Here is a 19764-nt window from a genome sequence, read left to right as displayed (position 1 = left end):
TTGAACATTTGTTCCCGCCTAATTATCCTGTTTCTTCGCCGTACCATAGCTGTCGGAAGCTTTCGCTGGAAGCCAGCAGCTGCTCCGCCGTGCCCTCGGCCTCAATCTCACCGCCGTTCAACACGATGATATGGTCAGCATGGTTAAGCGCAGCCTTCCGATGCGATACCACAAGACAAGTCGCACCTCCGCGCTCGCTGAACAGCCTCTCCCATAACTTGCGCTCCGTCTCAACATCCAATGCACTGGATAAATCGTCGAATACGTAGAGTTCCGCATCCCGAACCAACATTCTTGCCGCGGCTGTCCGCTGTGCTTGACCGCCGGACAGCTTGACTCCGCGCGGACCCACCATCGTCTCCAACCCATTTTGCAGATGTTTGATATCTTCTTCCATTACGGCCGCATGAAGCGCGCGTTCCAGACTGCCCGGCTGCTCGGATATACCCAACAGAATGTTGTTGCGCAGTTTGTCGCTGTACAGCCTTGGGATCTGCGCAGTATAAGCACTTTGTGGCGGTATGAAGAAATCAGCCGGCTCCGTTACCCTTTCGCCGTTCCATCGGATTTCGCCCTTTTCGGCTGGCAGCAAGCCCAGCAATGTGCGAACCAGCGTCGTTTTTCCGCTGCCTATCATCCCGGTTACGACCGTAAAGGTACCGCGCGCGAGTCTCAGATTGATATTCGAAATGCCCCGTCCGGTTTCGGGATACTGGTACGACAGCCCTTGCGCTTCCAGCAGCGATAGCGGAGGTGCCTCGATATATGCCGTTTCCATCCCGTCATCGATCGGAGCGCCAGCAGCGTGATTGGATGCCCCATGCTGTTGCCCATATCCTGCGGCATGATGACCGGAATTCTCTTCATGGGTTCGCTTGCTCTTAACCTTGCCGATACCAATGTAATGGGCTGCGGTAAGCAGAGAAGCCGGTGCTCCTTGCAGCATGGATTTGATGCGCTGAAAGCTGACGCCCATCTGCTTGTAATACGTCATGAAATTGCCGACGTTCGATATGAGCTGGGTAACAAATGTTAAATAATATACAAAGAGGGACAAATCCCCGACGGTAAAATCGCCGTTTCGCATCTTAAGGCTTGCGAGCACGAGGATCAGGCCGGTACCGAGGTTAACGGAGTTCGTGAATACGGAGGACAAAGTTTCCGTCAGAAGTTTATCCTTCACCATGGATTGGCGCCGTTTCTCGCTCAGACTTACGAAACGCTCCACCACGCGTTTCTCCGCTCCTGCGACCTGGATCGCCTGCACGTTGGCAAACATTTCGCTGATCGCCCCGGTTACCTTGGCGGTCGATTCCCGGCTTGCCGCCCTGTATTTCTGGATGCGCGCGGTTGCGATCTGGGCTGCGGTCACCACCAGAATCAAAGGAACGAACACGAGAATCGTTAGCTGCAGATCGATGGATATGAGAATCCAGCTGGCGACAATGACGAAACCGACAAGCCCTAATGTATCTACTGACCAGCTCGTCGCTTCTTCGGCCTGATCCACGTCATCCCGGAAATTGCTGATGGCTTCTCCGGGCGAGCAAGGGATCGCTCGCGCGCCGGGCTCCTTCATGACATGCGACAGCATATTGCGGCGGAGCAAGGTGCTGATGCGGAAGCGGAAATGCACGTCTGTCATAAAGCCGCCGAAGATCAGCGCAATCCGTGCCAAGGCAGCGCCGATAAGCAGCACCGCAATCGCCCAAACGCCGTAAGGAAAAGAATAAGTGCCTTCCAAATGGTCGAAGAAGGCCTTGGTTAACAGTCCGGGCACAAGCGGGGCCATATGGATAAGGGACCACGCGAACAGGTTGATGAGGTACAACCCCGGGCGGTACATAATCAACCGCCAGAAAAAATGCCTAGTTTTCATGCCAGCACCTCCTCCATTCCAACGGCAAGCATGCGGCTGAACCGCGATTGCGGATCTGAGGCCAGCTCTTCCCTGCGGCCGCTTTCGAGCATTCTTCCGTTCTCCAGTATGAGAATCCGGTCGGCGCGCTGAACCGTAGCCAGACGATGGGCAATTATAATGCAGGTCTTCTCCTGCAGCAGACGCGAAATGGCTGCTTCGATCCGGTATTCCGTTAACGGATCAAGCCGGGAGGAAGCCTCATCAAGAATGACAAGACCCGGATCCGTCAAAAATACGCGTGCAAACGCCAGCAGCTGGGCCTCGCCCGCAGACAGGCTTCCGCCTCCAGAAGCCAGATTGGTATCCAGCCCTTGGGGAAGCGAGCCATACCAATCCCCTAGTCCAAGCTCTTCTAACACGGATATAATGCGGGTATCGGCTATGCCTTCATCAAACAAGGTCAGATTATCACGGACGGTTCCCTCAAGAATCTCAATATTCTGCGTGACCATGGCGACCTTCCGCCTTAGTTCATGGAGCTTGCAGCCTCGAATATCAGTTCCCGCCAGCTCGATGCTTCCCTCCTGTGGATCATAGAAGCGTAGCAGCAGGCGGGCGATCGTCGTTTTGCCGCTGCCTGTACGGCCGAGCAGCCCAAGAGTCTGGCCCGGCTCAAGGCGCAGCTGCAGATTTTCAAGCGTAGCCTGCCCGCCCTCTTCGTAAGCGAAGTAAAGGTTCCGGAATTCCACCGACAATGGGCCTGACGGAAGCGGCGCGCCAGGGCCGTCTTTGATCCTGGGCTCGGTTGCAAGCAGGTCGCGGACCCGCATCAAGCTGGCATCCGCTTTTTGCAAATCCTCCAATTGGGTACGAATCTTTTCAATAGGCTTGGCCAACAGCTCCGTATAATAAAACACGAGATAGATGGAGCCGATCGTCAAGCCGCCCTGTCCGTTCTTCCACAGTATGGCGCAGACGATAAAAGCCGCTGCATTGCCAAGCGCAAACACCAATATCGTGGTGCTCCACATCAAGAAAAATCCGATGAACGCACGAACGCGAACCGGCAGCATCCGCCTGGCCATCTCATAAAATCGATTCATGACATATCCGGCCGCCCCATTGGCACGCGTATCTTCGGTTCCTTCAAGGTGCTCGCCGATGAATCCGTAGAAGTCCGCATTCAGCTCGCGCCACCGCTTCCAGACCGGTATCGCAAATCGCCGGATATGTTGAATGACGTAAATGCTGCCGACCACGAACACCGTCATGACAAGGCCGATCCAGAAGTTCTCCCGATACAGCAAAGCCAGGATCCCGATCATGAGGATCAGATTGCCGAACAGATGGATAATGAAACTGGAGAAGAAATTGGCGAGCGCATTCACATCGCCATCCACCCGTTCAATTAGAGATCCGGAGGTTTGGGTTTTGTGGAAGCTCATATCCAGCGACAGGCAGTGCTCCGCCAACTCGGCACGAAGCTTGTTGGTGGTCGTCCAGCCCAGGTTCTCGCTATAATAAGCAGCCGCTATGGAAACGCCTTGTTGAAGCAATGAAAAGAGAATAAAAAATCCTGCCGCATAATAAAGGGAGGTCAGGCTTCCCTCTCCTTGAGCCGTATCGATGAAATACCGGATGATCTGCGGATTGATCAATTGGAGTCCGATGGAAAATAACAGCAGCACCGTCAGGGCTGCCAGAAGCTTCTTATGGGGGAATACGTACCTGGCGAGCATCTCCCGATACATCCCAATCCCCGTGGTCCTTCGCTTGCTGTTTAACGTGTGATCGCTTTGCATTTCGTTTATAATCCCTCCGCTTCGGTTAACCCTATTGATAATAATAAGCTCCATGGTAAGATATGACAAGAACGTGGGTTCCCGTTTTTCAAATAAATTACTAGGAATCGTTATGGGACGCACCAGCACCAAGTAAAACCTGAGCCCTAGCTTCTGGATCACGCCAAGAAGACCAGCCCCTCGGCATGGGAGCTGGTCTTCTAACAGGTTACGTATAGGAATCAAGATTTCTTATGTCTCTGCAACTATTTTCAAGAATTGATTGATCATTTCAGGGGTTATTTGGTGCTTCTCAGGCATGGTTGTAACGGCTGCGTTCTTGTCGACAGATTGAATGGCTACGTTGGATCTGACTCCATTCGAAGCGATACCGGTTCGGGCTTGACCATCATGAACGTTATCATGGTTGGCTAACATCATCATCAAAAAAGCACTTCCCAATCCGATCGACCACATACTCATTTTGTTTTTCTTGTTCATCGTCGTTGCTCCTTCCATCACTTGTAGTGACATACTTAGTATAAGGTCCGAACCTTAGTGAGAGATGAAAGCAATCTAAAATTCAGTTAAGCAAGTGACGATAGGATCAATTTCATGATAGTCCGTCTTTGGGCTGGATGCATAACATTGTTTTTTCATAGACTCGAACGAATCGTTCGTCTAACAAGAATAATAAAGTGATGCCGATAACGTTTATTTCCAAACCTGATCAAGTTTATCAGAATAAAAAGCAATGGCTCTCTGGTAGCTCCTGGTCCCCTCGTCATTACTGGTTTCGCTTAATTCTCTAAGCAGCAGTTCCATCGCCTTGTCATACTGTCGCAAATTGTACAAGGTCATCGCGTAGAACACCCTGAACTCCCGCGCCCCGGGGTAATCCCACAGTCCCTGCTCGAATGTCTCCTTGGATTTACCGTACATCCCCAATGTGCGGTATGTGCTTCCAAGTCCAAGCAAGGCGCCGCACCGTTCGGGATCCTTCAGCCCTAAAGAGATCGCCTTCTCGTAATAAGGAACCGCTTCGCTCTCAAGGCCCATCATATCATGCACCCAGGCCAGCTGATAATGGATATCCGGATCATCCGGGGATTGGGGCAGCAGCTCAAGGAGAATTTTTTTCGCTTCCTCCGGTTTGCCTTCGGCGCGAAGTTCAATGGCTTGTTGTATCGTTGTCATGGGGCACAATCTGAGTTTTTTTCCGCGTTTCCTACCTTATCTTACCAGACGCCATCCGCACTGGTCAAAATGCAACACCCGCCTCATCTTATAAATAGTCTAAAGATGAGGCGGGTGTCACAGGCTGCTAATGTTTATGCTTTGTTCTCAACGTTCAAAGCTGGCTTTTCCTCAGCCGCCATATGGGCTTTGCCCGGCCAGAACGCCCACTTGCCCAACAGCGTCGTGATTGCGGGTACCAGGAAAGGTCTCACGATGAACGTATCCAGCATAACCCCGATGGCCGTGATGATCCCAAACTGTACCAACACTTGAATCGGAAGCGTGGCCAGTACGGCAAAGGTTCCTGCCAGGATCAAGCCGGCCGAGGTGATCACCGAGCTGGTCACTCCAACGCCTTCTTTGATCGCTTGCTTCAGCGGCATTTGCTTCCGCTTTTGCCATATGCTCGAGATCATGAAGATGTTGTAATCCTCGCCTAACGCAACCAGGAACACAAACGAATACAACGGAATCGCTCCCTGGATGGCTTCGGCTCCCAGGCCGTAATGAATGATGATCCAGCCAAGCCCGAGGGCCGAGAAGTAAGACAAAATGACGGTTGCAATCAGATAAACGGTAGCTACAACGGATCTCAAATACACCAATAAAAGCAGCGTAATCAAACCGATAACGACGGGGATGATCAATTTGGCATCATGCTCGCCAGCGATCTCGGTGTCGTACTGGGTAGCCGTTTGACCGGAGATCCACACGGCTTCGGCCGGATTGCCGACACCTGCCTTCTCCAGTGAAGCCTCCGCGATCTCCCGAAGATCCGTAATGTGCTGCATTGCTTCCATGGAGTAAGGATTCATGGACAGCTCGATTTCATAACCGATGATATCGTTATTCTCGGCCCCATTCTGCGGCTCGGATACGCGATCCACGAAATCCAGCGCTTTCAGCCGCTCCTCGAGGTCCAAAGCTTGCCCCCCGCTGTCCACCATCACGCGAACCGGCGCAAGCTCTCCTTCCGAGAACTGCTCGCCGATGACGGCGAATCCTTCACGCGAAGGTACATCCTCAGGGAAAGAGGATAAGAGATCGTAAGTGAACTTGATTTGGGACGAGAACGTCGCGAGTCCACCCAGTAATACCAATGCTGCCAAAACGACGGTCCAAGGCTTCGTTGTCACCAAGCGGCCGATCCGGCTCTCCTTCTCCTTGTGAGGGGCAGGAACCGGCTTTCCTTTTTTCAGGGCGCGTTCCGCTTGCATCTCCGGGGTTCTCGGAATGAAAGGATAGAACGAACCTCTGCCGAAAATAGCCAACAATGCGGGCACCAATGTCAGACTGGCTATAAACATGATGAGAATCGACAAACTGAAAGGCACGGCAAAACGTTGATATGCCCCGTACTGAGCCAGCAGCAGCGCGAACAGAGACAATACAACCGTGAAGCCGCTCATCGCAATAGCGCCTGATGAGCTGGTAATCGCCTGAAACAAGGCCTTGCGTTTATCGGGCTCGTGCCATAACAGCTGGCGGAATCTCGAGATCAGGAACAAGCAATAATCCGTTCCGGCTCCAAAGAGCAGCACGGTCATAATGGCGATGGACTGGGAATCCACCGTGATCCAGCCTTGATCCGCCATGAACCCGAGAATCGGGCTTGTTACCATATACGCAAAGCCGACCGCAACCAAAGGAATCAGGGCCAGAATCGGTGAACGGTAAATCAACAGCAGCAATATCAGAACAAGAAGCACGGTTGCAATCATGAGCGATACGTCGGCATCCTCAAACAATCCGGTTGCATCAATAGATATTCCCACCGGTCCCGTTACGCGAGCGCTGATTCCGTCTCCGCTCTGAACGGCAGCCTGAAACGGATTGCTGCCCAGCAATTGTTCCGACCGCTTCTCCAGCTCGGCCGTTCCTTCCTTAAGCTGGTCCGTCTCCTGATCTTCTTCAAAAAATACAGGCATCACCAGCGTGCTCCGATCCTCTGATAACTGGGCGCTTAAGGCTTGCGGAGGCAGCTGATGGAAAGGAACGACGAACGTCTGATACGGGAGCGGATCGGACTCAAGGCTTGCCGTCAATTCCTGCAGCTTGGTCAGATCCTCTTCGTTTAATCCGCTTTCTTTATGCCATACGACGAGAGCCGGCACGCCGCCGTTGCTCGGAAATTCCTTGTCGGCCATCGCTTCCGCTACGACGGACGGAACATCCTCCTTCAGATTGGCTGCATTGTTATCCTCTTTATCTCCAACAGCCGGCCATAGCAAATTCAACGCCAGCGCGATGAGTATCCATACACAGAGCGTGACCCATTTGCTTCGCTTTCCCGCTACCCATTTTCCGTAATTCGGTCCTGATCCGTGCATATGCAGATCCTCTCCATTCCTACGTAGTCTTTGTACTTCATCATGGTTCTTCCTTCGTAAACCTTTCGATATAACATTGCAAATTAATTATATATACCGGTCGGTTAATATTCAATATTTATTTTGAAAATGCGCCCCTCATGTCTTACACTATACACAGGAGGTCATCATGACAAAAATACGTAACCCCCGAAATCCCGGACGTCCCAAAGCAGCTGCCGATCAGATTCCCATCCAGGAAACGATCCTCTGGACCGCCTCCAAATTGTTCATGGAGAATGGCTACGAGTCCGTATCGTTGCAGCAGATCGCGAAGGCTTGCCAAGTGACCAAGGCTTCCATCTATTATCATTTCACAAGTAAACCCGAGCTGTTTAAAATAGCGGTAACCACGATTCTAGATAAAGCTTATGCTTCTACACATCGCTTTTTGCAGGAAGCAGATACCCTAGAGGCTGGATTGATCCGGGTAGCCGAAGCGAAGATTGCCAAGCCTCATGCCGAAATGGAGACCATGATGCGGGAAGCGGAGCCTTTTTTGTCTAAGGAGCAAATGGCCGCTATCCGTGAGGCGGAACAGCGGATTCATGAAGTCCTTGCCGAACAGATTCATCAAGCCATGCAATCCGGCGAACTTCGGGAAGGCAACGCCTTGCTAATGGCACAGGCTTTCTCGGCCATGCTGATGCTGGGCAATCGTGAAGACACCCGAAGCGGTTATGCCAGCTCCCGTGATATGGCTGTTGACATCGTTGATTTATTCCTGCATGGGGCTGTAAGGCCTTCCAACGAGAATCTCGATGTGTAATTCCAAGCATAATCGGGCAAATTTCTAGACTAGAAGAGTTTCAACGACTACAACCAAAAAGAACGGAGATCTGTTAATGACCTCCGTTCTTTTTGATGCCTGTTTAGATTTCATTCCAGAACGCAACGTCTTCTAGCGGCAATCTTACCGTCGGACGGCCTGGAGCGGCTGCTTTCCCGATGGCGATCAGCATCACGCTGCGGTAATGGGAAGGAATATGGAACTCCTCCACAAACCGATCCTTGTTATATCCGCCCATCGGAACGGTATCGTATCCTCTGGCGCGAGCGCTCAGCATCAGCTGCATGGAGATCAGTCCGGCATCCACGTCCACGATACTTTCCTTAATGGACGGAGCCAGGTTCGCATACATATTTTCGGCCGTATGAATGAAGCGCTGCTTCACCTCTTCGGTCATATAACCGGCTTCTTCAGACATGGAATAAATTTTCTCGCCCTTCTCATACCATTTCAGATCGCCCAATACAGCGATGACGGCCGATGCTTGAAGAACATGCTCCTGATTGTTGGCGATCGGATGCAGCTTCTTCAAGAGGTCCGCATCATCGATCACAAGAAAACGCCATGGCTGCAGGTTGCTTGAAGAAGGCGCAAGTGTAGCATCCTTCAAGATCGCTTCCATCTCTTCTCTTGGAATCTTCACCGATGGGTCGTATTGACGAACCGAGTGGCGTTCCTGAATCACCGTTTGAAAATCGGGTTTTGTTGTCGTTGTTGCAGACATGGTTATCCCTCCAAATTTATATTGTGCAATATTCTGCACAGTTTATATCGCGGCTTAACTGTGTTGTTTAATGCACAGTATAAAGCACACCTAAATTCTTTGTCAACCCAATTTAGAAGGGTTCATTGAGCGATGTCCGCGATCGTGCGCGACTCCAGTATTTTCAAGGTGCTCTCCTCAATCTCGGACAAGATGCCGGCAAAGGACTCCTTGATTTCCTCGGCAAAACAATGCCCTGCTGCCGCGTCCAGCATGCTGTCGCTAATCGAGCTGTGAACCTGAAGAATCGAGTATACTTCAGCCAGCGAAATATCGTGGGCATTCTTCCTCAGACGGTATCCCCCGTCCCTTCCTTCACGCGATTCAATCAGATCCGCTTGGGCAAGAGTTTTCAGCACGCGCCGAATCAACGTCGACTCCGAGTGGAGATACGATGCGATATCGCCGCTAGAACACTTGCCGGAGTGACGCTCAAGGGTCACAAGCGCTTGCACGGCAATACTGAAGGTTTTATAGGTGGACGGGCAGGCCATTGTCGATTTTTTGGAGGCCGCTTCTTTATTTATGCTCATGTTCCTACCCCCTTTTTAGAATAAAAAGCCCTTGAATGGGTACTCACCGGCAGAAGCAGATGTTCCCATCCAGCTTTTCATTATTGTAACGTAATCCTGACACTCCTTCAAGAACATAAGGGCCGCTGCTTAATGGCCCTCGTCCTCGACCAGCGCTTGCGACTCAAACAAATTCGCCTCCCGGTAATTCACGTCCATTCTAAGCTGGCTTGCCTGCGTCCGGTCTATATCGCCTTGCTCGAACATGCTCTGAATCTCGTTACGCTCGGATTGAATCGCTTTAAGTTCCAGTTCCATGCGTTCACTGCTCAGCTTCTGTTTTATTCGGCTCCAAACGCGATCGTTCTGGAGAAAATGCTCCATTGCACGATAATCCGCGATTACCGCTTGCAAGATTTCCTTCTTCTCCGCCGGCTTCACCGCTTGAATCGCGACGATCGCCGCACGAATGGCCTCGAGCTTCAACGCCTTATACTGGTCCCAATCCGGATGATCCGGAGACATCGGCACTTCTTTGGGCTCGTTGTTTGTCAGCAAGCGCTTCAAATTCTGCCATAATGTTCTCATTAACAGCTTGATTTTGTATCGGCTGGCAAGCAGCATTTCGACTCTGTCAAGCGAGGATAGGAACAGCTCGGCTGCTCGCGTTGAGGCTTTATGTTCCTTAAGCCATGCTTCGGCAACGCTTCGCTCCGCCGCCAGGCCGATTTTTCTAACTGCGATCGTGGCTTCCCAGAACTCCTTCATGTCGCTCTTATCCGTGATATGAGATTGCTGAAGCCGCTTGGTATACGCATAGATGAGCTGGACTGCCTCTTCCTTGTTCTCGTCGGTCATTTCTTCCCGTACGGTGCGAAGACCCGCCTGGAGCATTTGAATCCGTGCTTCTTTTCCAGGATCGATCATCGTCGCCGTATCGGCATTTTTTTCCCGGGTCAACAGCGGGAGCAGGACACTCGCGATCACCAGGGTTAAGAGAATGACGCCCGCACAGATAAACAGCATCAAGCTTCGCTCCGGAAAAGGACGGTTGTCCGCAAGGGTCAGCGGAATGGAGAAGGCCGCGGCCAGCGTCAATGCTCCCCTAACGCCCGAGAGGGCCGTCAGCAGGGAAGATTTGAACTGACGGTTCGTTGATACCCATACCCATGCGAATCGCAGCAATATCAGCACAGCCGTTATCAGAAATATGTAACCGACGACTTGTCCGTTATTATAGGCAGGGTCACTCCATATTTGATTCACGACGCCCGGAATTTCATGCCCTAGCAGAATGAACACTAATCCGTTTAGCGTAAAAAGAATGACGGACCAGGTGCTGTCCGATACCACTCTGAGCTTGATGGACGCCGAGCGCATGCGATCCCTCTCCACTGCGTGGGTGACGCCCGCCGCAACGACGGCCAGAATCCCGGATACATGAAACTCCTCGGCTATGAGGTAAATGATAAACGGCGTCAGGATGATGATCAGCATATGAAGCGTGACATCCTCCATACCGAGCCGGCGCAGCAGCATTCTGAACCAGATCACAAGAAAACCCAGCAATGCACCGATGATGATTCCTCCGACCGCGATAACCAAAAAACTGCCGATAGCCTTCGTCAGGGAGAAATAACCCGTCACCGTTGCTGCAATTGCAAAGTTGAATGCAACCAGACCGGATGCATCATTCATCAGCGCTTCGCCTTCAAGCAAATGCATGATTTTACCCGGCAGCTTCACTCTACCCGACAAGGAGCCTACCGCTACCGCGTCCGTAGGCGACAGTATCGCTGCCAAGGCGAAGGCCGCCGATAACGGGATTGCCGGAATGAGCCAGTGAATGAAAGGCCCCGCGATGAAGACCGTAGCAAATACGAGACCCAGCGCCAGCAGCAGGATGTACGATCTCAGCTTCCATAACTCGTCGCGCGGGGTCAGCTTTCCATCATTGAACAAGAGCGGCGCGATGAACAGAACCATGAACAATTCGGGATTCAGCGGCACATGATGAAAACCTTGGACATAGGCCACCCCGATTCCGAGGGCGATCTGGATCAGCGGGACCGGAATGAACGGCAGAAATCGATGGATCATATTGGAGATCCCGATCAAAACCAGAAAAATAAGGACCATTAAAAATATTTCCACCCTGCATTCGCTCCTTTTCTGAGGGGATTCATCTATGTAACATTCACTGCCTTTCAATAGACGGGTTTAGGTTATGTAGAATACCAATGGTTTATTAATGAGGCGGTAAAGTTTCAGCCTTTTGCCTGGATCATAAAAAGGCCCCCTAAAGAGTGTCCTTTAGGAAGCCTATTTAACCAGCCGTTTCGTATTAATAAGCAGTCCAGCCGGCATCGGCTGTGACGACGGTGCCGTTGACAAAGCTGGCTTCGTCCGAAGCGAGGAACAATACCACCTTCGCGATCTCTTCCGGTTCGCCCGCCCGCGGGTTCAGGTTCATGCCGGCCATGGCTCGTTCCATGCCGAACGAATTCGGCGCGTTGATGGTGGTGCCGATATTGGTGCTGACGCCGCCCGGAGCAACCGCATTACAGCGGATGCCCTGCGTCGCATACTGGAAGCCGACATTTTTGGTCAAGCCGACCACGGCATGTTTGGCCGCCGTATACGAAGCGCCTGCCCTGGACCCCATCAGGCCTCCGGCAGAAGCAATGTTCACAATGACTCCGCTTTTCTTCTCCAAGAAGATCGGCAATGCTTTACGAATGGTTCTCATCGGCCCCGTTGCGTTGATGGCGAATACGCGGTCCCACAGCTCATCCGTCACGTCCGCTGCCGGCACGAAATTGTCCATGATGCCGGCATTGTTGATCAAGATATCAAGCGTTCCGTATTCTTTAACGGTGGCGTCCACCAACTGCTGCACTTCTTCTTCCTTGGCAACATTCGCGGCCACAGCCAAGGCCGTGCCGCCATTCGCTGCGATTCCGTCCACTACGGCTTGCGCCGCCTCAAGCCGAAGGTCGGACACCACGACTTTTGCGCCTTCTGCAGCAAACAATTCTGCCGTCGCTTTTCCCATTCCGGAAGCAGCCCCGGTTACAATCGCAACTTTACCAGATAATCTCATGCTTCATACCCCCATTATTCGTTGATCAAATTTTAATATCAGGCACAATATATCAACAGCTGTTCAATACCAGACATATGTCAAATCTAGTATAATCAAAGTATGATATAGGTCACAATCATTAAAAAACGCAAAAGTGTGCGTTAACGAACAAAATACGGGGATCTGTTTATATTTGAAATAATTAAATTCGTTATATTTTCACCGAAAGGACTCTTGCCTATGCAAACGAACAGAAAAAGGAGCGACCGGCGCATCGTCCGCAGCAAAGAGGCTTTAAAGCAGTCGCTGCTGTCGCTGCTCTCGCAAAAAAGCTTCTCCAGCATTTCCATCACGGAAATCGTCGAATCGGCCAACTATAATCGAGGTACCTTCTATACCCACTATGACAACAAAGAGGCTCTGCTGGATGATATCCTGACTCCGCTCATGGAGGAGCTAATCGCTTCATTTAGAGCTCCATACGGGGATGTCGACGTTTTTCATATCGATGAGCTGCCCGCCAACGCGGTCAAAATATTCGACCATATCCATCAAAATGCCGGCGTGTACACGTCCCTGTTCAAAAGCGATGTGCTGCCGCTGGTCCGGGATAAAATGTTCACCGCCCTTAAGCAAATCGCCTTGGAGGATTTGGACTATCCGGGCGAAGAGCTCAATCATGAACTTCTCATCATTTATAATATGAACGCCTTAATCGGTCTGGTATTCCACTGGATCGAGAACAATTTCCACTATTCCGTCCCTTATATGAGGGATCAGCTGATTCTTATGATCAACTGGAGGCCGCGAAGCGTTAGGACGCAGATCAAGCGGACGGACCCTACATGAAATCGGCGTTGATAACCTTGATAAGGAAGTAGAAAAACCATGAGCCCTTTCTTAAGCAAGTGAAAGGATTCATGGTTTTTCAACGTCGATCTGCCATAGAACACCATTTAAAATACGCTTTCTCCTTTCCTTCACAGGTTCCTCAGCGGTTAATCGATCATGAACCCGCTTTTCTTACAACCGGATTCTTATTCATGTTGGTCTAAAGGCATGGATAGGACCGTCATCGTCGTTGTATGCCCATACTCGCTGCACTGATAGATAAAGGTTTCGAGAGACTTCATCGAACCTGTTTCGATTTTCATCAGAAAATTGTATTGACCGCTGACTTGGTATATCTCGACGACCTCCTGCGATTGTTTGGCGAATGTCGTCAGACGGCCGCAATGACTGGCCTGGATCAGGATGAAGGCCGTTACGCCCTTCCCCATTTTTTCAGCTGAAAGAACCGTACGATACTCTGTAATTACGCCTTTCTCCTCCAAACGCTTCACACGCTCGGATACCGCAGGCTGCGTCATGTTGACCTTTCTCCCCAATTCGGAGAAGGAGATTCTTGCATTATGCTTTAACAGCTCCAAGATTTGAAGATCAATTTGATCCATGATTACACACTCCCTGCCTTCCCAACTACAATTTCCAAGTCGAATGTACGAAACAGCTATGATTTCAAAGTATTACGGTAGGAATTCCTTGATTATCATCTGTAACTATACGGCTCTGATTTATACAATGGAACTAGGTTAACAAGCCACATTCTAGGAGGTAAATACAATGACGATCAGCCTGCACGATTCCATACGAATCGGAACCTTACAATTGAAGAACCGAATGATCATGGCTCCTATGCAGCAAAATCAAGGAACGCCGGATTCTCATGCAACCGATTATCATGTGAAATTTTACAGTGAACGGGCGGAACATGTCAGTATGATCATTATCGAATCTACCGTCGTGTCGGCAAACGGCCGGTTGTTCCCGGACGATATTGGAATATATACCGAACTGCATGCAGCTTCCCTACGCAGAATTGTCGATGCGGTCCATGCGAAAGGAACGCCGATCTTCATCCAATTGACCCACGCTGGCAGAAAAGCATGGCCTACCGTCACCGAAAAAAGTCTGGCTCCTAGTGCGATTGCCTACGATGATCAATATGGACTTCCCGAAACGATGTCCCAAGCGGACATTAACGCGGTCATCGACCAGTTCCGGATGGCTGCCCGCCGAAGCCTCCAGGCCGGCTTTGATGGAATCGAGCTTCATGCCGCCCATGGTCATCTCCTCCACCAATTCCTCTCTCCGCTGTCGAATCGGCGAACGGACGCATATGGTGGGAGCCTTGAAAACAGAGTCCGCTTCATCCAGGAAGTTCTGGCGGGCATCCGTACCGAAGTAGGAAACGCCTACCCGGTGCAATTGCGGGTTTCTGCATCCGACTTTGCCGATGGCGGCCTGACGCCGGCAGAGGTTGCGCTGGCCTTGACGTACCTTCAGTCCGAACTGGATGCCGTGCATGTATCTTCAGGCGGTCTCGTTCCTGCTGCGCCTTTAGCCACGCCGGAAGGCTACCAAACACCTTATGCGGCGGTGATCAAACAATATGTAAACATTCCGGTAATCGCGGTCGGCAATATACGCACCCAGGCGTTCGCCAATTTCATTCTAGCAGATGGGATGGCAGATATGATAGCCATCGGCCGCCCATTGCTGGAAGATGCAAATTTCGGTAAAAAAATGCTGACCTTAGTTTAATGACTGCGAACTCAAGCAACATAGTCGTTAACTTGCGCAATTCAATAGAAAAGCCAAAGGCCGTCTCCACAGGGAGCTTGAAACTCCCCTTGGAGACGGCCTATTCTTGAAGCCGATCAATTTTGCATCTGAACCAATTTGCCGATCCTCCTCAATAAACCGTGATCAAACGCCCCCATTGCTGTAGCAAATGGACAGGAGGTTTAGATTACCGTCAGGATCGAAACATCTTAAGCCGGCGGCAGGGTCGTCGATTGGCGGACGATCAGCTCCGGGGGGAGCACGATTCGACGGGCAGGATCACCCTTGCCGGACAGCCCCCTTACGACAAGATCAACCGCCATGCGGCCCATCTGCTCGATCGGCTGGGCAATAACGGTCAGCGGCGGATCGGTTACGCTGGCCAGAATCGTATCGTCAAAGCTGACGACCGAACATTCCTCCGGTACGCGCAGTCCGAGTTCGCGGGCCGCCCGAAGGGCACCGACCGCCAGCAGGTCGTTGCAGCAGAACAGTGCCGTGGGTCTTACCGCTAGCTCCAGCATGGCTTTAGCTCGTCGGTAACCATCCTCGATCTTATGGTCACAGGCCGTAATACAGCCGGGGGACAGCTCCAAACCGTGTGAAGCGGCAGCTTCAACAAATCCCCTTACCCGCTCGCTGCTGCTTGTCACCCGTTCATTCTCAGCAAGCACTGCGAGTCTGCGATGACCCAATTGTAGCAGATGCTCCGCAGCCAGCCGTCCTCCCTCCAGGTCATGTACCCGGACGCTGCTGGCATCAAGCGCAGGATTGTCCCGGGCAATAAGCGCTATCGCCAGCGAATGCTCTTGAAGCGGCTTAAGCAGCTCGCCATGGGATATACCCGTCCCGATAATCACGCCATCCACTTGCTTCTGCCTCAACAGATTAACGTAGCGCTTTACTTTCTCTTCTTGGTTGTCCGTGCTGCAGATGATCACGCTGTAACCGAGCTGATGTCCTTGATCCTCGACGGAGCGAGCCATCTCGGCAAAAAACGGGTTGGAGATATCGGGAACGAGCAATCCAAGAGTAAAGGTTCTTTTGCCGGCGAGGGCGGAAGCAATCGCGTTCGGCCGATAGTTCAGGCGCTTCATGATATCCAGAATTTCCTCACGCCGTTCGCGGCTGATCTTGCCTTTGCCGTTGATGACATGAGAAACGGTGGCAATGGAGACGCCGGCTTCGCGCGCAACGTCATAAATAGTCGCTCTTATCATCCCTTGTGCTCCATTTGTTTAATTTTGGAATTTCAATTTATTATGCGCCTTCCTCTCTTTTAGCGCAAGGCCGATTTATCGTTAATGCCGCCTGCAGACATTCAATCAAGAACCCTTGCCTGGATCTTATCTGACTTTATCTCATCAGCCAGTCATGATCCGGGTCGTTGCGGAATTTCCATATTCGCTTCGGACCTGCCATGACGTTCAGGTAATATACGTCATAACCCGGAGGGGCGGAAACCGGATGGTAGCCTTCAGGCACCATCACGGCCTCGCCGTCTTTGACCGCCATCGTTTCGTTCAGCGACCGGTCATCCGTGTAGACCCGCTGCACGGCAAACCCCTGCTCCGGCTCAATCCGGAAATAGTAGGTTTCCTCCAGCAGCGACTCCTCCGGCAGCTCGTCGCGGTCATGCTTGTGGGGCGGGTAACTGGACCAGTTGCCTCCGTCCGTGAATACCTCGACCACCAGCAAACTGTCGGCCGGCTTTTGCTCCGGCAGAATATTGTGCACCAGGCGCGACATGCTGCCGCTGCCCCGGTTCTCGACGCCCACATCCTGCGGCTCAATCAGACGTGCCCGATGATTCCCTTGCCCCGGGGCAAGGCACACCGCCAGCTCCGTTTCAGTAAGAGCCTTGACCTCATATTGCTGTTGCGAAGGCACATAAACGGTATAGGGGGGCGTCTTTTCGAACACGCTCATGCGTTTGCCAATGTTGTCCCAGCTTTCTCCCGCGGCCTTCACGTCGGCCCGCCCGGACAGCAGAACAAGGGCCGCCTCCTGATCTCCCGTGGCCCGGCTCAGCGTCTGGCCTTCGCTCAAACGGAAAACCTGGAAGCCTACGTACTCCCATCCTGCCGTCTGCGGCGTAATCGACAGCACGCATCCGTCCCGGTCCGGAGTCGTTGCGGGTACAATGAAGTTCGGCATGGTCTTTCTCCTCCTTTGTCGTGGATCAGATCTGCTAATCACGAAGCTATTAACCCACTGAAGTACCGGCGGTCAGCTCGGCCAGCTTCACCGGACGGCCCTGTTCCAGCGAGCGTTTAGCCGCCAGCGCAATCAGCTCCGCCTGCAGGCCGTCGTGACCGCTAACCGGCACTGGCGTGCCGTTCTGAAGGCTTTCGATAAACTGCTTCGCCTCGTTCATGTACGCTTCCGTGTACCGTTCCAGAAAGAAATACAACGGCTTGTCACGGGTGACGCCTTCCGGGCCGCTGACCACCGTGGTGCTCGGATAATCGTTGTCAGCGGTCACGCTGCCGCCGGAGCCGAATACCTCCACCCGCTGATCATACCCGTAGACGGCTTGGCGGCTGTTGTCGATGACGCCGAGCGCGCCGTTTTCAAACCGAAGCATCGTCACGGCTGTGTCAATATCGCCCTGCTCGCCGATGGCGGGGTCCACCAGCACCGCGCCTTGGGCAAACACCTCGACCACCTCGCTGCCCGATAGGTAACGGGCGATGTCAAAATCATGAATCACCATATCCATAAACAGGCCGCCGGAACCTTTAATATATTCCGGATGCGGCGGGTTCGGATCGCGCGAGGTTATCTTGATCAGATGCGGTTCCCCGATCCTTCCCTCGGATACAATCTCCCGAACGCGTCTGAAGTTGTGGTCGAACCTGCGGTTGAAGCCGATCTGCAGGCTAACGCCTGCCGCTTTTACGGCCGCCAGCGCTTCGAGGGTCTGGTCCACGCTCAAACTGACCGGCTTCTCGCAGAAAATATGCTTGCCGTTTGCGGCAGCCTGCTTAATGAACGGGACATGCGTATCCGTCGAGGAGCAGATCAACACGGCATCGATATCCGGGCTTTCCAAGATTTCGATGCTGTTGTTTGTGACGACGGGGATGCCCCGCGACGCCGCCCAGGCACGCAGCTCATCGCCGGCGAACAGGTCGCCGATGGCCGATATTTTCGCGCCGGGGATGCGCAGCAGGTTATCCGCATGGATTTTGCCGATTCGTCCGGCACCGATGATTCCGATATGAATGGTTTTCATATGAACGTCTCCTCTGCTTCAGGGCTACCAGCGCGCCGTCACCATTTTTTTGCGGGTATAGAATTCCACGCCGTCCGTGCCGTTGGCATGCAGGTCTCCATAGAAGGAGTTTTTCCAGCCGGAGAACGGAAAGAAAGCCATCGGCGCAGGAACGCCGAGGTTTACGCCCAGCATGCCGGCATCGATATGTTCGCGGAACAGGCGCACATCGCTGCCGTCCTGCGTGAACAGACAAGCCCCGTTGGCGAAATCGGAGCGGTTCGATATGTCGATGGCCGCATCCAGTGTTTCCGCCCGCATGATGGACAACACCGGGGCGAAAATTTCGTCCTTCCAAATCTTCATTTCGCTTGTCACTTCATCGAAAATCGTCGGTCCGACGAAATATCCGGCCCCGTTCACGGCCTCGTCCGCGCGGCCGTCACGAATCAGCTTCGCTCCTTCCCGCTCGCCCGCTTCGATATAAAAGAGCGTGCGCTCCTTGTGGGCTTGCCGGATCACCGGCCCCAGGAAGACGCCTTCGTCCGCTCCGTTGCCGATGGAGATTTCATCGGCCGCCTGCTTCAGCTTCGCGATCAGCGGCTCCGCTACGTCCCCTACGGCCACCACCACGGAGCAGGCCATGCAGCGCTCACCGGCAGAGCCGAAGGCAGCGCTGACGATCTGGGTGACGGCGGCGTCCAAATCGGCTGTCGGCATCACGATGCTGTGGTTTTTTGCTCCGGCCAAGGCCTGCACGCGCTTGCCATGGGAAGAAGCGGTTTTGTACACATGCTCCGCCACCGGTTGGGAGCCGACGAAGGACACGGCGGCGATGCCGGGATGCTCCAGCAAAGCGTTGACTACATCATGGGCGCCGTGAACGAGGTTCAGGACGCCGTCCGGCAGGCCCGCTTCCGAGAACAGCTCTGCCAGGCGCTGAGCCAGGAGCGGCGTACGTTCCGAAGGCTTCAGCACGAACGCGTTGCCGCAAGCGATGGCGAGCGGAAACATCCAGCATGGCACCATCATCGGAAAATTGAACGGCGTGATGCCGGCCACAACGCCGACCGGATACCGGTACATGCCGGATTCTAAATGGGTGGCGATGTCCGGAAGCTGTTTGCCCATCATCAGCGTCGGCGCGCCTGCGGCAAACTCGACGCATTCGATGCCGCGCTGGACTTCGCCGTAGGCTTCGGCATAGCTTTTGCCGTTCTCCGCCGTAATCAGGCGTGCCAGCTCCTCCCAGTGCTCCACGAGCAGCTGCTGATACTTGAACAAAATCCGCGCGCGTCGCGGCACGGCGGTCTTGGCCCAGTCGCGTCCGGCTTTGGCGGCGGCCTGCACCGCCTGGTCCACATCCTCCTTGGTGGAAAGCGGAACGTAAGCAAGGATTTCTTCCGTCGCCGGGTTGTAGACCGGATCGCTGCGTTCCGATCGGGATGGCACGAATTCTCCGCCGATATAATTGTTCAGGATTTGCGTCATGCGCGTTGGCCCCTTTCGATGAATCAGTCAG

Annotated in this window: 17 protein-coding genes; 3 read left to right on the top strand and 14 right to left on the bottom strand. The window is 52.9% G+C overall.

Annotation, left to right across the window (positions count from 1 at the left end; genetic code table 11):
- Nucleotides 1-22: 22 nt before the first annotated feature.
- The 5 genes from RB298_RS12170 to RB298_RS12150 form a co-directional block, all read right to left on the bottom strand.
- Nucleotides 23-1879 carry an ABC transporter ATP-binding protein gene (locus tag RB298_RS12170; protein ID WP_486047178.1) on the bottom strand — a complete coding sequence of 619 codons (1857 nt, stop codon included), beginning with the start codon at nt 1877-1879 and terminating at the stop codon, nt 23-25.
- Nucleotides 1876-3663, bottom strand: a complete 1788-nt coding sequence (locus RB298_RS12165) for an ABC transporter ATP-binding protein (protein ID WP_486047177.1) — start codon at nt 3661-3663, stop codon at nt 1876-1878. The genes RB298_RS12170 and RB298_RS12165 overlap by 4 nt, the downstream gene beginning before the upstream one ends.
- A 231-nt stretch (nt 3664-3894) precedes the next feature.
- Entirely contained in the window at nt 3895-4143 is a 249-nt protein-coding gene (locus tag RB298_RS12160) for a hypothetical protein (RefSeq protein ID WP_486047176.1), read from the bottom strand.
- A 213-nt stretch (nt 4144-4356) separates the two neighbouring features.
- Nucleotides 4357-4839, bottom strand: a complete 483-nt coding sequence (locus RB298_RS12155) for a tetratricopeptide repeat protein (protein ID WP_486047175.1) — start codon at nt 4837-4839, stop codon at nt 4357-4359.
- Between the two features lie 134 nt (nt 4840-4973).
- On the bottom strand, nt 4974-7211 hold the full coding sequence (locus tag RB298_RS12150) for an MMPL family transporter (protein WP_486047174.1): 2238 nt from the start codon (nt 7209-7211) through the stop codon (nt 4974-4976).
- A gap of 169 nt (nt 7212-7380) precedes the next feature.
- Here RB298_RS12150 and RB298_RS12145 point away from each other — a divergent pair, with 169 nt between their 5' ends.
- Nucleotides 7381-8019: a TetR/AcrR family transcriptional regulator gene (locus RB298_RS12145; RefSeq protein ID WP_192571537.1), complete on the top strand. Its 639-nt coding sequence runs from the start codon at nt 7381-7383 to the stop codon at nt 8017-8019.
- A gap of 103 nt (nt 8020-8122) precedes the next feature.
- Here the strand turns inward: RB298_RS12145 and RB298_RS12140 are convergent, their stop codons facing one another.
- The 4 genes from RB298_RS12140 to RB298_RS12125 all read right to left on the bottom strand — a co-directional run bounded on the left by RB298_RS12140 (nt 8123) and on the right by RB298_RS12125 (nt 12418).
- The gene (locus RB298_RS12140) at nt 8123-8764 is read right to left on the bottom strand and encodes a nitroreductase family protein (RefSeq protein WP_090908614.1); all 642 of its coding nucleotides are present in this window, start codon (nt 8762-8764) and stop codon (nt 8123-8125) included.
- 122 nt (nt 8765-8886) lie between these two features.
- On the bottom strand, nt 8887-9336 hold the full coding sequence (locus tag RB298_RS12135) for an RrF2 family transcriptional regulator (protein WP_096774170.1): 450 nt from the start codon (nt 9334-9336) through the stop codon (nt 8887-8889).
- Nucleotides 9337-9465: 129 nt separating this feature from the next.
- Nucleotides 9466-11469, bottom strand: a complete 2004-nt coding sequence (locus RB298_RS12130) for a Na+/H+ antiporter (RefSeq protein WP_486047173.1) — start codon at nt 11467-11469, stop codon at nt 9466-9468.
- Between the two features lie 190 nt (nt 11470-11659).
- On the bottom strand, nt 11660-12418 hold the full coding sequence (locus RB298_RS12125) for an SDR family oxidoreductase (protein WP_096774172.1): 759 nt from the start codon (nt 12416-12418) through the stop codon (nt 11660-11662).
- 222 nt (nt 12419-12640) lie between these two features.
- Here RB298_RS12125 and RB298_RS12120 point away from each other — a divergent pair, with 222 nt between their 5' ends.
- A complete protein-coding gene (locus RB298_RS12120; protein ID WP_015735877.1) occupies nt 12641-13249 on the top strand; it encodes a TetR/AcrR family transcriptional regulator in 609 nt (202 codons plus the stop codon).
- Between the two features lie 188 nt (nt 13250-13437).
- Here RB298_RS12120 and RB298_RS12115 read toward each other — a convergent pair whose 3' ends face one another.
- Entirely contained in the window at nt 13438-13854 is a 417-nt protein-coding gene (locus tag RB298_RS12115) for an Lrp/AsnC family transcriptional regulator (protein WP_486047172.1), read from the bottom strand.
- A gap of 169 nt (nt 13855-14023) precedes the next feature.
- Between RB298_RS12115 and RB298_RS12110 the strand changes: the two genes are divergently transcribed.
- Nucleotides 14024-15004 (top strand): oxidoreductase, encoded by a 981-nt coding sequence (locus RB298_RS12110; protein ID WP_096774173.1) that lies wholly within the window; start codon nt 14024-14026, stop codon nt 15002-15004.
- Between the two features lie 230 nt (nt 15005-15234).
- On the opposite strand, the gene RB298_RS12105 is transcribed toward RB298_RS12110, so the two are convergent.
- From RB298_RS12105 to RB298_RS12090, 4 genes are all read right to left on the bottom strand, one after another.
- Nucleotides 15235-16245 carry a LacI family DNA-binding transcriptional regulator gene (locus tag RB298_RS12105; protein WP_486047171.1) on the bottom strand — a complete coding sequence of 337 codons (1011 nt, stop codon included), beginning with the start codon at nt 16243-16245 and terminating at the stop codon, nt 15235-15237.
- A 136-nt stretch (nt 16246-16381) separates the two neighbouring features.
- Entirely contained in the window at nt 16382-17182 is an 801-nt protein-coding gene (gene iolB / locus RB298_RS12100; protein WP_375120118.1) for a 5-deoxy-glucuronate isomerase, read from the bottom strand.
- A 49-nt stretch (nt 17183-17231) separates the two neighbouring features.
- Nucleotides 17232-18263, bottom strand: coding sequence for an inositol 2-dehydrogenase (gene iolG, locus RB298_RS12095; RefSeq protein WP_486047170.1), 1032 nt, complete (start codon nt 18261-18263; stop codon nt 17232-17234).
- A 24-nt stretch (nt 18264-18287) separates the two neighbouring features.
- The gene (locus RB298_RS12090) at nt 18288-19733 is read right to left on the bottom strand and encodes a CoA-acylating methylmalonate-semialdehyde dehydrogenase (protein ID WP_486047169.1); all 1446 of its coding nucleotides are present in this window, start codon (nt 19731-19733) and stop codon (nt 18288-18290) included.
- Between the last annotated feature and the right edge of the window lie 31 nt (nt 19734-19764).

This window comes from Priestia sp. BR_2 (assembly GCF_041954005.1).
GTDB lineage: Bacteria > Bacillota > Bacilli > Paenibacillales > Paenibacillaceae > Paenibacillus_AQ > Paenibacillus_AQ lautus_A.
This window is presented reverse-complemented; position numbering and strand designations above follow the sequence as displayed.